Origin of the sequence: Subtercola boreus (genome assembly GCF_003399625.1) — a bacterium.
In the GTDB taxonomy this organism is placed as follows: domain Bacteria; phylum Actinomycetota; class Actinomycetes; order Actinomycetales; family Microbacteriaceae; genus Subtercola; species Subtercola boreus_C.
The window spans coordinates 1-12,490 of the sequence record NZ_NBXA01000031.1 but is presented as its reverse complement, the minus strand read 5'-3'; the positions used below and the strand labels follow the sequence as shown (position 1 = coordinate 12,490).

The window sequence follows — 12,490 nt, the reverse complement described above, 5'->3', positions numbered from 1 at the left end:
GTTATTGGTTCATCGTAGCTTCAGACTTCTGCCGGCTCCAGCAAAGCGTCATGCTGATCCAACCTTCCGACCCAATGGAGAGCTGAGGACGATATGGTCACCCACCACCAAACGATCACACTGGAGACACCGGCCCGGCAGGAGTTCTTCGACGTAACGGCCCAGCTCCAGCAGTTCATCGTCGACGCAGGAGTTTCCAACGGGATCGTCATCGTCTATTCCGCACACACCAGCTGTTGCGTCATCCTCCAGGAGGAGTCGGAGGATCGTACCTACTACGGCACGCAACTTGTTCTGCAGGACACCCTGAACGTGCTCGCCAAAATTGCCCCGCCGACCCGCCATGAGGGCCAGTACCTCCACCCCGGCCCCATTCACATCCGAAATGCCGCAGAACTTCGCGGCGAGCTTCCGGAGTGGGGTTTGAATACAGACGGACATATCATTTCGTCGATTCTTGGCCGGTCCGAGGTCATCCCGGTGGTCGACGGTGCTGTGATTCTCGGTGAGTTCGGCCGTGCGTACTTCGGGGACCTCGACGCGGTCCGTGCCAGAACACGATCCGTGCATTTCCAGCTCATCGGCGACTGACCGTGCTGGTTTATGCCGTGGATGTCGGAACCACCAACATCAAGGTGGTCCTCTACGACGATCGGTTACAGAGGCTGGCTGGCGCCAGCCGGGAAGCGGTGTACGAACGAACCGAGAACAGAGTCGAGTTCGATCCCGGGCAGCTTTTCGACTTGATCCTCGACCTGATCAACGAATGTGCGCACCAGGTCGTGGGGACCGCTCAACAAGATGCGGTTATCGCGCTCACTGGCCAGGCCGAGTCGCTCGTGTTGAACGACTCCTCGGGTCAGCCGGTTCGTGCGGCGATGTCGTGGTTGGATGACCGAGCTACTGATGAAGTCGACGAACTCAATGAACGTTTCGACAGCGCGGATGCCTTTGCCATAACAGGTGAGCCGTTCCCTTCCTCCACCTGGCCTGCCGCCAAACTTCGGTGGCTCCGCACTCACGAGCCGCGGACCCTATCCGCGACCCGGCAGGTGCTCATGGTCAAGGATGACCTCATCCGGCGCTTCACGGGCGTGCCGCTGGGTGAGCTGACGACCCGCGGGTTCACCTACTTCTGGAACGTTCCGAAGGGCGAGTACTGGGACGACATGGTGGACTTCACCGGCGTGTCGGATGATTCGCTCCCCGACGTCGTGTCCGCGGGCGCCGATCTCGGCCCCGTTCGCCAAACTGTGCTGGATCGCCTTCCGCCAGCCAGGGGCTATCGCGTGAACTCAGGGGCCTTAGACCACTTCTGCGCCATGGTGGGCACGGACTCCTACAACTATGGTTTGGTCAGCGAGTCCGCGGGAACGGTGCTCTCGCTCTCCATGCTCCGGAAGGATTGGGCTTTCGATGCGTTAACGAAAGTGTCGTTCCATCCTGCTTTCGAAGCGGGTGACACCCTTCTGTTCAACGGAGCCGATAGTGGCGGGGTGGCGCTCGACTGGTATCGCCGCGAGGCGCTCCGCGAGCTGACCTACGAGGAGCTCGAGGAGAGCCTCACTACTCGGGCCCCCCGCGGACTGCTGCCGAATGCTCCGGTGTTCCTGCCCTACTTGACCGGAGTGAACCCACCCGACTATCTTCCGCTCGCCAAAGGCGCCTTCCTGGGGCTCGAGCTCGGTCACGACCGCATCGACATGGCCTACGCCGTGGAAGAGGGCGTCGCCCACCTGTTGAAACGGAATATCGACTACCTCGGCGGCACCGTGCGGGAGATCGTCTCGAGTGGAGGCGGAACGACGTCGCGATTCTGGAACCAGTTGAAGGCCGACGTCTGCGACGTCGACGTGCTTGTACCCGAAGAACGCGAGGCAACCTGTCGCGGCGCCGCGATACTGGCGCTCGTCGCGTCCGGCGAGCTGAGTTCGCGCGATGAAGCCGCCGCCCTCAACAAGCCGGCCGTGAACCGGTACAGGCCATCCGGATCAGGAGACCACGAATCGCGATATCGACTCTTCGATCACTACCTGCGAAGCCTCTACGCCCACACACCCGAAATGGAGAACTGATGATCACGCTGTGCTGCTCCTCACCAATGGTTCCAGGCGTTACACTCACCGAAAAGGCCGAGCTGCTCCGGAACTGGGGTTACGAGGCAATCGCCGTTTTTCAGCCTTTGCAGGCTTGGAATGCGGAGGTGCACACCGAGCTTCTTTCGCTGGAGAGCCAGACCGGCATACGGCCGGTCGAGTTCGTGCTGACCGACGACATCTACGGGCACGCTATGTCGGACGACCTCGAGCTGCGGCGCCGCTGCCGCGACATGTACCGGGAGGCTGCGGCCGTGTGCGCCGAGCTCGGCGCCGTCACGGAGATCGAATACGAGTACGGCCCGCAGAATCCGTTGCCCCTGTTCGATGCTTTCCAGCAACCGGATGAATCTCAGAAGACGGAATTCATGGACTTCTACCGTGAACTGCTCGCTGTCGTGGAGGACACCGACGGACGCATCCTGCTAGAGCCTCTGAACCGGTATGAGAGCAGGTACCTCAACAGAGTCGTCGACAATCTCGAGATCATCGATGCGGTCGCGCATCCGAATGGAGGACTGCTACCCGACACCTTCCATATGTCGCTCGAAGAGACTGATCTTGCGGAGTCGCTGCGATTGGCCGCCGAGCGTGTCGTGCACGTGCACCTCGGCGACAGCAACCGCCTGCTGCCCGGTAGTGGGCACCTCGACTGGGCCGCGATCTTCGGGGCGCTCTCAGACATCGGCTACGACGGCTGGGTCAACCTCGAGTGCTCGACCGAGGGAGATCCCGCCCAGACGCTTCCTGCGACCGCGGCCTTCCTTCGACGTCTGATCGCCGCATGACCGGGGTGCTGCAGGGTCCGTTCTTCGAGATCGGTCCGAAGAACCTGCTCAGACGCATACAGGTGGAAAGCTTGGCGCGTGCTGCGGGACTGGCGGGTGCCGACTACGGGGTCACGGTTGTTCTGACTGTTCCCACGGCGTTTGTCGCTCCGGTCGCCGACCTCCGCACCGGCGTTCTGGTCTTCGCGCAGGAGATGAGCACCGATGTTCAGGGCGACACTTTCGGCACGGTGACGGCCGAAGCTCTGGCCGATGCCGGGGCGGACGGTGTCATGCTCAACCACGACCGCAATCCGCTCGACGATGACACACTCGTGGTCGCCCTGGAACGCATGCGTGGGTCAGGTCTCGAAGCGATCGTCTGTGCGGGTTCAGAGCAGGACGCGCTCCGCTTCGCCGGCCTCGGACCAGCGGCGATCCTTTTCGAGCCCCCCGAGCTGATCGGCACGATGGGTGACCAACCGCGTGAGTGGATCCCGCGGGCGAACCGTGAGGTCAGGGAGCGCACCCCTGGGGTGCTGATGATGCACGCCGGGGGTGTGACTACCCCAGAGATCGCCCGTTCGATCCTGCAGGCGGGTGCCGATGGAACCGGATCAACCGGCGGTGTACTCAGGGCAGCCGATCCCCGCGCTGCCGCCCGGCTCTTCATCAGGGCAACCCGCGAGGGCTGGGACGATTCCGGCGGAAGAGCCCCGCACACTCCCTGACCACCTTCATATTCACCCCGTTATAAAACCACTATTCAGGAGCAAGACCATGCAGACCTCACTCACTGGCAAGACCGCTGTCATCACGGGCGGGGGACGCGGGATCGGACTGACCGTCGCCCGTGCCCTCGCTGCCGACGGCGCGGACATCGCGTTGTTCGACCTCCTCGACAACGTCGAGGAAACCGCGAAGCAGATCGCGGACCAATACGGGGTGCGAACCCTCGGTCGGCGTCTCGACGTCACGGACCAGGTCGCGACTGCGACTGCGTTCGATGAGGTGACGGAAAGCCTCAGCGTGCCACAGGTTCTCCTGACGGCCGCCGGCATCGAGATCAACGGCGACTCCGCCGACGTGACCGCCGCCCAGTGGCGAGCTGTCATCGACGTCAACCTGACGGGCACGTTCTTTTCCGCCCAGGCATTCGGGCGTGGTCTCCTTGCCGCCGGCCTACCGGGCAGCGCCATCCTCATCTCCTCCATGTCGGGGTTGATCGTCAACGTGCCGCAGTGGGCCGCATCGTATAACTCCTCCAAAGCCGCTGTCGCGCACCTCGCGAAGTCGCTCGCGGTGGAATGGGCGTCGGCCGATATCCGCGTCAACGCGATGGCACCCGGTTACGTTCTGACCGACCTCACCCGTCAGATCATCGAGAAGGAGCCGGCGCTCCAGGAGGAGTGGATCGCGCTGATCCCGCAGCGACGCATGGCGACCCCCGACGATCTCACCGGGCTTGTCAGTTTTCTCGCCTCCGAGGTGTCGAGCTACATCACCGGGCAGCAGATCGTCATCGACGGCGGCTACACGGCGATCTAGCCGGCGCCACGATTCGATCGAGGACAAAGCAAGGGCACACCAGACCGGGGCTGCTCACCTCCAGTCGCAGGCGTTTGTCGTTCTCAGATCAGGCGTAGCTCCTTCTCGGCGTTGGAGGCCGTTTGGAGCAGCGGTGGGAGATATTTTTGCAGCATCTCCTCGGTGGTTCCTCCGGTTGTGTTTGTTGTGCTCATGGAGATGTTGATCGCCGCGAGGACGGAACCGTTCCGGCCTCGCACGGGTGCTGCCAGAGAACGCAACCCCGGCTCGAGTTCTTCATCAACAAATGCCCATCCCTGATTTCGGATTTGGGTGAGTGCGGCGTGAAGGGCGGTTGGATCTGTGATTGTGCGATCGGTAAATGGGGTGAGGGTGCTCGCCTCGACTGCTGCCGTCGCGTCCAGTTCGGTCATTCCTGCTAGGAGGACCCGCCCGGTGCTGGTTGCGAATGCTGGGAATCGGGTTCCGATCGTGATGCGCACACTCATGATGCGTTCTGTTGCGACACGGGAGACGTAGACGATGTCGGTTGCGTCGATCACGGCTGCGGACACCGATTGGCCGACCGCGCGTGAGAGGCGTTCAAGGTGCGGTTGAACAATCTCGGGAAGGGACAGCGCCGACAGGTAGGAGAAACCTAGCTCGAGTACGCGAGGTGTGAGGGTGAATAGTCGTCCGTTGCTGCGGACGTAGCCCAGTTCCAGGAGCGTGTAAAGGAATCGACGAGCGGCGGCTCGTGGTAGGCCGGTACGTCGCCCAACGTCGCTCACGGAAAGTTCAGCATGGTCCGCATCGAACGCGCATATGACGGAGAGCCCTCGAGCGAAGGATCGCACGGAGGCGATCGAATCAGGACGGTCGGTTCTCGTATCTGATTGCCCGGGCATGAGCCTCATCCTTTCACAACGAGACGCGGAGTGTTCGCTGTGCGCCCATAAATTCATAGAGCGAACTTTTCGTGTTACCGTTTTCCGACACCAATGGAGGTATCAGGTCATGTCAAAACGGCCCATTGTTGATACGACGGCCGGCCGGGTGCAAGGTGTCCGGCACGGTGGTATCGACGTGTTCAAAGGCATTCCCTATGCCGCCTCTGTGGCGGCGAACGGGCGATTCCTGCCAGCTCGAGAGCCTGCCCCGTGGGCCGGTGTCCGCGACGCGGCCCAATACGGCCCCTTAGCCATGCAGGTAGTTCCAAACCGGGCGCCCGAACGGCGTTCAGCCGACCAAGCGCTGAGAGATCCATTCATCGGGAACCAGGATCTGTTCCGCCCGATGAGTGAAGATTGTCTCGTCCTCAACGTGTGGACTCCCTCCATCTCAGATCATCTCAAACGGCCGGTGATGCTCTGGGTACACGGTGGAGGATTCGTCAGAGGCGTGGGTGACGCCGACTGGCACGACGGAACACGTCTTGCCCGGGAGCAGGACGTCGTGGTGGTGCAACTGAATCATCGCCTGAACGTCTTCGGTTTTCTATCGCTCGTCGAGTTCGGCGGAGCCGACTATGCGAACAGCGGCAACACGGGTCTCCTCGACATCGTGACAGCCCTCCAGTGGGTGCACCGCACTATCGAAGCGTTCGGTGGCGACCGCGACAACGTGACGCTTTTCGGGCAGTCCGGTGGTGGCGCGAAGATCAGCGCGCTCCTGGCCATGCCCGCAGCCCAAGGCCTTTTCCACAAGGCTGTCGTGCAGAGCGGCTCCATCGTTCGCGCTCAGACACAAGACGAAGCGTCGTCAACGACGGCCGCGGTCTTCCGGGCGCTGGACCTCGCTCCAACCGACATTGATGGGCTTCTTCGATCTGCCCCGGAACAGGTGTTGGACGCATACGCGTCGGCGGTGAAAGCCGGCCATAACTTCATGCCCGTCGTGGACGGCTCGACGCTCTCTAACGACCCATTCGCCCCCGACGCCCCCTCGGTCTCCGCGAGCATCCCGCTGCTCGTCGGAACGACAAAGGACGAGAACCGACTAGAGCTGGCAACTGTGCCCCCGGGCTCACGGGAGTTCACTGAAACGAATCTGCAGACGGATCTCAACCGATTTGGGGTCTCCGACGAGGCGTTGGACTACGTCTGGCGCTCGTACGCGGCGCGGAGACCGGGCTCCTCTCCGGCAGAGATCTATTTCGACGTCAAGACGGATGCCTGCTTCCGTGCAAACGCAATACTGCAGGCCGAACGGAAAGCGGCGCAGAATGAGGCAGCCGTCTACATGTACCTCTTCTCCTGGGAAGAATTCAGCGGCCGCCTTAGATCTCCCCATGTCGTCGACGTGCCCTTCGTCTTCAACAATGTTGACCGCGCACCAGGGCTGACCGGCCCTCAGCCGGACCCCCGATGTTTCACGTTGGGAATGACGGTGAGCAGCGCCTGGGCTGCGTTTGCCCGTACAGGCTCCCCTCAAACATCCGGCCTACCCGACTGGAACCGCTACACCTCCGAACGGCGCGAAACGATGGTTCTAGGTTACGACAGCGAGGAGGTTAGCGATCCTCGCCGCGACGACCGACTCGCGATGCAGGCGCTCGGATCAGACTTCCCTCCGCTCGGAGGATGGGTAGGACTGGCACCATGACACGCATCCACTCAATTGAGACAATCGTTTTTGATCTACCAACCATCCGCCCCCACAAGCTTGCCATGGCGACGGTTACCGCTCAGAGCCTGATCCTGGTAAGGATCCGCGACGAGAACGGCAACGAAGGACTCGGCGAAGCGTCAGTGATCCCCCGGTATGGAGCGGAAACGATCGAGGCGATCCAAGTCGTGATCAATCAATATCTCGCCCCTCCCTTGATCGGCATGGACACCTCGCTCATTCGCCGGGTTCTAGCCATGATGGATGCGACCGTGAAGGGCAACTCGTACGCGAAGGCCGCCGTCGAAATGGCCTGCGTCGATCTCGCCGCGCGCGCCTTAGGAGTGCCGGCATCCACCCTGCTAGGGGGTGCTGTGCACGACCGGCTGCCGGTTCTGCTCGTTCTCAGTGCGGGCAAGGCCGACGAAGACATAGCGCTCGCCCAGGAGATGCTCGACAAGCGACTGCACAATCGCTTCCTCGTCAAACTCGGCAAGGATGACCCACGAGATGACGTGGCTCGCGCCATCGCCGTGAAAAACGCACTCGGCGGCGACGTCCGTGTGCACGCTGATGCTAATCAGGGCTGGGACGAAGCGTCCGCGACCTGGGCCATCGAACGGTTGCAGGACGGCGGCATCGCGGTCGTCGAGCAACCACTACCGACAGCAGAGATCGATGGCATGCGTCGTCTGACCGAGCGCTTTACCATCCCGATCATGGCCGACGAGGCCATCGACACGGTGCAGAGCGCTCTCGCGTTCGCAAGCGTGCGGGCCGCAGACGCGTTCTCGATCAAAGTCACGAAGCACGGGGGCCTGCTCCGAACCCGTGACGTCGCCTCCGTCGCTGAAGCCGCCGGTCTGACCCTCTTCGGCGGCACCATGCTCGAAAGCAGCGTCGGCACTGCCGCATACGCGCAGGTCTTCTCGACCGTGCAATCGCTCGACTGGGGATGCCAGCTCTTCGGACCTCTGCTGTTCGCCGACACCATCACGGAGCACCAACCGGTCTACCGCGACTTCCATCTCGAAGTGCCTCACGGCCCCGGCTTCGGAATGAGAATCGATGAGGACAAACTCTCCCATTACCGCCGAGACTCCGCCAGCGCCGACCACATGACCACCGCCTAGGACAGGACCATCGCATGCCCTACATCATCGAAACCTGGGACAAACCCGGTCACCGCGCACTTCGCGCCCATGTACGCGCGGAGCATCTTGTCTATCTTGACAACAACAGTTCCCGCCTTCTCGCCTGCGGCGCAAAGCTCGAAGACGACGGAACCGACCTCGGAGGCGGCCTCTACATACTTGACACCGAACGTCGCTCGGACGCTGAGCAGTTCATCAGCGCCGACCCATTCAGCACAGCCGGACTCTTCGACCGGATAACCATCACTCGCTGGCGAAAAGCCTACCTGGACAGCAAATGCTTCCTACCCAACACCGACACCAGCACCAGCGCTACACCTGCCGACTCAGGGGGTCTGTGAATGCCATTCGTCGACAACGACGGCGCCCGGCTCCATTGGAAGCTCGAAGGCTCAGCCTCTTCGAATCTTGTACTCCTGAACTCGATCGGCACCGACATGAGCCTCTGGGACGAGGCGATGCCATACCTCCTGCCGCACTTCCGCGTGCTGCGGATAGACACACGCGGCCACGGCGCGTCAGACGCGACCGACGGCGACTACTCCCTGTCGATGCTGGCCGGCGACGTCCTCAGCGTGATGGATGCTGCCGGCGTCCAGCGCGCGATCGTCGCTGGCGTCTCGCTCGGCGGGATGATTGCCATGGAACTCGCGCTGAGCGAGCCACACCGTGTTGTCTCCCTCGCGCTGATCTGCACATCAGCCCGGGTGGACGCCTCCATCTGGGTCGCCCGCGTCACACAGGTTCGACACAACGGGTTGCAGAGCGTTGCCGGGCTGTCAGTCGGCCGCTTCCTCTCCCCGAGCTTCGCCCAGCACCATCCGGAGGTGGCGGCCGATCTCTGTCGAAAATTGATGTTGATGAACCCCTCGGGATACGCGGGAGCCGGCGCAGCGATCCGTGACATGACGCTGCTCGATCGCGTCGGAGAGATCACCGTCCCCACCACGGTCGTCGCCGGGCTCCGCGACATCTCAACTCCCCTCGACGAGCACGCCGCGATACTCGCTGCGCGCATCAGTGGATCCCGGCTGTTCGTCATCGATACCGCCCACCTGGCGCCGATCGAGGCTCCGGAGACAGTCGCCGGGATCATTCTCGACACGAGATCTCAGAACACCACCCCTCGTATGACCAATGAATGGAGCAATGATGCTTAGCCCTGAACTCGCCGCTGTCCTCAAGCGATTCCAACGAGAGGGAGACGATGTCGCCCCAGAAGACTTCGACCTGGGATCGCTACGATCACTCATCGACCTTCAGGCCAAAGACCAGCTGACGCTCGAAGGCGCCCACTTCGAGACAGTACAGCTCGGCGGAGTCCCAGCTGAACGCGTCACCGTGCCCTCCGCGCGGGAAACGGACTTCGTCCTCTTCTTCCACGGTGGCGCCTACATGTTCGGGTCCTCGCGCGGCTACAGGGGCCTGACCTCGACACTCGCGGCAGCGGCCGGTGCGACCGTGCTCTCGATCGACTACCGGCTGGCACCCGAGCATCCCTTCCCGGCCGCCGTCCTGGATACGACCGCCGCCTACCTCGCAGTCCTGGAAAGCGGAATATCCGCGTCGAAGATAGTCTTCGCCGGCGACTCGGCGGGCGGCGCACTGGTCCTGGCGACGATGCTGAGCGCGCGCGACGCTGGACTTCCCTTGCCAGCAGCCGGATACACGATGTCGGCCTGGCTAGATCTCGCAGGCGAAGGGGCCAGCTTCACCGAGCTCGAAGAGATCGACCCGATCATGACAGCAGAAGGCGCCCACGGCGGCGCGGCCGCCTACCTCCAAGGAACGCAGACACGGCACCCATGGGCCTCCCCGCTCTACGCAGACCTGACCGGGCTACCACCGCTACTCCTCCAGGTCGGCTCGACGGAAATGTTCCTCGACGACACGACCCGTACGGCCCGCAAAGCCGCCCTCGCCGGCGTGCACACCGAAATGCAAGTATGGCCGGATATGCCTCACGTCTGGCACCGCTTTCCTTCCACCCTGCCCGAAGCGGCTGCCGCCCTGAAATCTGGCGGCCGGTTCGTGCGCCACAATCTCGAACAGACACGAAACTCAAACGGGCACGCCGCTAGCCAATGACCGTAACAGGAGCCCAAACCTTAGCCTTGGGAGTGTCTGGATAATTGTGTGTCGGTCTGGCCTGATCCGAAAGGGAACGGCTGTGACTGACACGACCGGAATGATGGATGGCGCGATGATTGATCCTGTGAGCCGTTGGGTCGGCCGAGGTCACGCGTATACGCGTAGGCGACAAGCCAGTACTCGGTGGCACACTTCCTCGCCTGTCGGAGGTCGTGCACAGGCTGGGAAAGACCCCACCCGCCGTCCAGCTCGGGTTGGGGACGTGCCTACCCGGGTCGCCTGACCGTCGTCTATTCTCGCGTGACGAGAATGCCACATGTTTACTTGACATCAGATTCTCTGGCGGGAGCGTCTTGCAACCCTTAGATAGCAAGACTTCTCACCGGTCCCGAAGTCGTTCCTCTTATACAGGGACAGTTTGTGGAGTTGATCGCAAAGAGGCGGTGTTTTGTGGTCGAAATATGGCGCCAGCTAGAACGGTCTCTCGGTTCTTGGGGAAGAACACCTTGATTGAATTGCTTTACTCAAGCTAAGCAACGATATGCCAATTCTGTGAAGATATACAGACTGTTTTTCATGGTCTCATAGGAGAAGACTTGTACCCCAAAGAGGGGTGCTCCTTTTTTCGATCGAACAGAAGGTTGAGACTAAAATGCGTAAATCGTGGCTTACAAAAGCGGCAGTCGTTGATTTGGCTCTAGCCACCCCGATCTCGATGGCTCAATCTGCTGCCGCAGTAGAAGACGAACCGATTACGGGCACGGCCTCACTGCACTTTGCCGGGTACGACGTACAACGGGCCGCGGAGAATGGGTTCGACATTCGTACTGACTCGGATGGCCTGCAATACGCGGTTCCAACCGGCACGCCTGAGGGCAGCCTGGATGGCGCTACTCCCAAGTACAACCCCACCACTGGGGAAGTGGTGAGCATCCCGGGAAGTGCAGCTCGGCAGCCGGCAAATGGTGACTGCGGCACGTCTGACTTGGTTCTCTACGACAACACCACTGGTCATACTCAGTACGACCTGAACGGCGCCTTTGGTGCAGCGGTCTCGCACACGTGGAGCGTCGCTCTCACGTCGTCCATCGATGCAGGTAGTGAGCCGCTCGACGGGCTGCCGCCATTCCCCGGCATCAGCTTTAGCTGGGACACGAACTTCACCCACGATGTTCAGGCCATCGGAGGCACAACTCTTGAGGCGGTCGCCGGGGGGACTGTCACGACAACATTGGGCACCTGCTACGGCGGCAATCCCATCTCCGCGGTGGTGTGGCAGGATTGAGAACCATCATCGAGGCCCAAGCAGAGCGCCGACACAACTATGAACGTGCCCGTGCGTTCGACGCACCGATCCTTCGATCTCTTCATCCCGATGCTCTCCTGGTTGGTTATTCGATCCGGGGTGAAGACAGAGCCCCCCATGGGAACAGGGACCGGGCAGTCGAGGCCAACCATGTTTCCGTCGCCAGCTTAGAATCTCCGGATCCGCTCGCCTTTACCACCAGGACGTGGAAATTCGGGAATCATCTCGATCTGGACTTTTACCTGCATGCGCTTGATTATCTCCACGTTGGCTCTTCATCAACGTCAGATGGTTCCAGTCCCAAGCTGGCGCGTGATGAGCTGCTGCATCTTCTCGAGGAAGCCGACCAACACGCCGTCGAGATATCTGTCGACGGCGAACGATGGAGGGGAAAAGTAGTGCGCCTTCAAGGTGCAGAGTTCGTCCGGATCTCTGAGCCCCGCCAAGCTGCAATGATCACTATCGCAGCCCCTGCCGAATTCATTGCTGCTGACTATTCCAGTCAAGTACCAGTACTGGAAGACAAGTAGCTACCATCGGGCTGTTTACATCTGCGGAACTCGCCGCAATGATCGCGGTTCAAGGGGCTCTGACTCCCGCCTGCACGAGTGTCATTAGATGCAAAAGTTTCTAACATTCAAGCGGAGGCTGGGCTTATCGGCTTAGTCTCCGCTTTTTGCAGTTCGCCTGCCCCCTTTATGCTGCGAGAAGTTCGACACCGGAAAAGGGTCTGTCAAGAATTCGGTGTAACTAGTGTTGTTGTGGGTTAGCGTCCGACGGTGAGTCGGCCGTTGAAAGTGATGTCGAACGCGTTGAGCGCGGCCTTCCATCGTTGGGTCCAGCGGGCCCGCCCTTGGCCGGTCGGATCCAGGCTCATCACGGCCAGGTAGACACATTTCAGTGCGGCTTGCTCATTGGGGAAATGTCCCCTGGCGCGGACCG

General features: G+C 61.5%; 13 protein-coding genes and 1 pseudogene. 12 read left to right on the top strand and 2 right to left on the bottom strand.

All coding sequences use genetic code 11. The annotated features are described in order from the left end of the window. Window positions 1-93 precede the first annotated feature (93 nt). The 5 genes from B7R21_RS16735 to B7R21_RS16715 are packed head-to-tail and all read left to right on the top strand — an operon-like array spanning window position 94 to window position 4,411. Window positions 94-591 carry a YjbQ family protein gene (locus B7R21_RS16735; protein ID WP_116284400.1) on the top strand — a complete coding sequence of 166 codons (498 nt, stop codon included), beginning with the start codon at window positions 94-96 and terminating at the stop codon, window positions 589-591. 2 nt (window positions 592-593) lie between these two features. Further along, complete coding sequence (locus B7R21_RS16730) at window positions 594-2,075, top strand: FGGY-family carbohydrate kinase (RefSeq protein ID WP_116284399.1); 1,482 nt, start codon at window positions 594-596, stop codon at window positions 2,073-2,075. Further along, window positions 2,075-2,884, top strand: coding sequence for a sugar phosphate isomerase/epimerase family protein (locus B7R21_RS16725; protein ID WP_116284398.1), 810 nt, complete (start codon window positions 2,075-2,077; stop codon window positions 2,882-2,884). The genes B7R21_RS16730 and B7R21_RS16725 overlap by 1 nt, the downstream gene beginning before the upstream one ends. Continuing rightward, window positions 2,881-3,594 (top strand): triose-phosphate isomerase, encoded by a 714-nt coding sequence (locus B7R21_RS16720; protein ID WP_116284397.1) that lies wholly within the window; start codon window positions 2,881-2,883, stop codon window positions 3,592-3,594. Before B7R21_RS16725 ends, B7R21_RS16720 begins: the two co-directional genes overlap by 4 nt. Before the next feature lie 49 nt (window positions 3,595-3,643). Beyond that, on the top strand, window positions 3,644-4,411 hold the full coding sequence (locus B7R21_RS16715) for an SDR family oxidoreductase (protein WP_116284396.1): 768 nt from the start codon (window positions 3,644-3,646) through the stop codon (window positions 4,409-4,411). An 83-nt stretch (window positions 4,412-4,494) separates the two neighbouring features. Here the strand turns inward: B7R21_RS16715 and B7R21_RS16710 are convergent, their stop codons facing one another. Next, the gene (locus tag B7R21_RS16710; RefSeq protein WP_116284395.1) at window positions 4,495-5,298 is read right to left on the bottom strand and encodes an IclR family transcriptional regulator domain-containing protein; all 804 of its coding nucleotides are present in this window, start codon (window positions 5,296-5,298) and stop codon (window positions 4,495-4,497) included. 109 nt (window positions 5,299-5,407) lie between these two features. On the opposite strand from B7R21_RS16710, the gene B7R21_RS16705 reads away from it, so the two are divergent. The 7 genes from B7R21_RS16705 to B7R21_RS19795 all read left to right on the top strand — a co-directional run bounded on the left by B7R21_RS16705 (window position 5,408) and on the right by B7R21_RS19795 (window position 12,078). Then, window positions 5,408-6,994: a carboxylesterase/lipase family protein gene (locus B7R21_RS16705; protein WP_172592241.1), complete on the top strand. Its 1,587-nt coding sequence runs from the start codon at window positions 5,408-5,410 to the stop codon at window positions 6,992-6,994. After that, window positions 6,991-8,130 carry a muconate cycloisomerase family protein gene (locus B7R21_RS16700; protein ID WP_172592240.1) on the top strand — a complete coding sequence of 380 codons (1,140 nt, stop codon included), beginning with the start codon at window positions 6,991-6,993 and terminating at the stop codon, window positions 8,128-8,130. Before B7R21_RS16705 ends, B7R21_RS16700 begins: the two co-directional genes overlap by 4 nt. A 14-nt stretch (window positions 8,131-8,144) precedes the next feature. Beyond that, window positions 8,145-8,492 (top strand): YciI family protein, encoded by a 348-nt coding sequence (locus B7R21_RS16695; protein WP_116284392.1) that lies wholly within the window; start codon window positions 8,145-8,147, stop codon window positions 8,490-8,492. Beyond that, window positions 8,493-9,311: an alpha/beta fold hydrolase gene (locus B7R21_RS16690; protein ID WP_116284391.1), complete on the top strand. Its 819-nt coding sequence runs from the start codon at window positions 8,493-8,495 to the stop codon at window positions 9,309-9,311. Continuing rightward, the gene (locus B7R21_RS16685) at window positions 9,301-10,239 is read left to right on the top strand and encodes an alpha/beta hydrolase (RefSeq protein WP_172592239.1); all 939 of its coding nucleotides are present in this window, start codon (window positions 9,301-9,303) and stop codon (window positions 10,237-10,239) included. The genes B7R21_RS16690 and B7R21_RS16685 overlap by 11 nt, the downstream gene beginning before the upstream one ends. A 616-nt stretch (window positions 10,240-10,855) precedes the next feature. Further along, the gene (locus B7R21_RS16680) at window positions 10,856-11,527 is read left to right on the top strand and encodes a hypothetical protein (RefSeq protein WP_116284389.1); all 672 of its coding nucleotides are present in this window, start codon (window positions 10,856-10,858) and stop codon (window positions 11,525-11,527) included. Further along, on the top strand, window positions 11,524-12,078 hold the full coding sequence (locus B7R21_RS19795) for a hypothetical protein (RefSeq protein WP_147305939.1): 555 nt from the start codon (window positions 11,524-11,526) through the stop codon (window positions 12,076-12,078). Before B7R21_RS16680 ends, B7R21_RS19795 begins: the two co-directional genes overlap by 4 nt. 236 nt (window positions 12,079-12,314) lie before the next feature. Here the strand turns inward: B7R21_RS19795 and B7R21_RS16675 are convergent. Further along, a pseudogene (locus tag B7R21_RS16675) lies at window positions 12,315-12,490 on the bottom strand (IS256 family transposase); the annotation flags it as partial.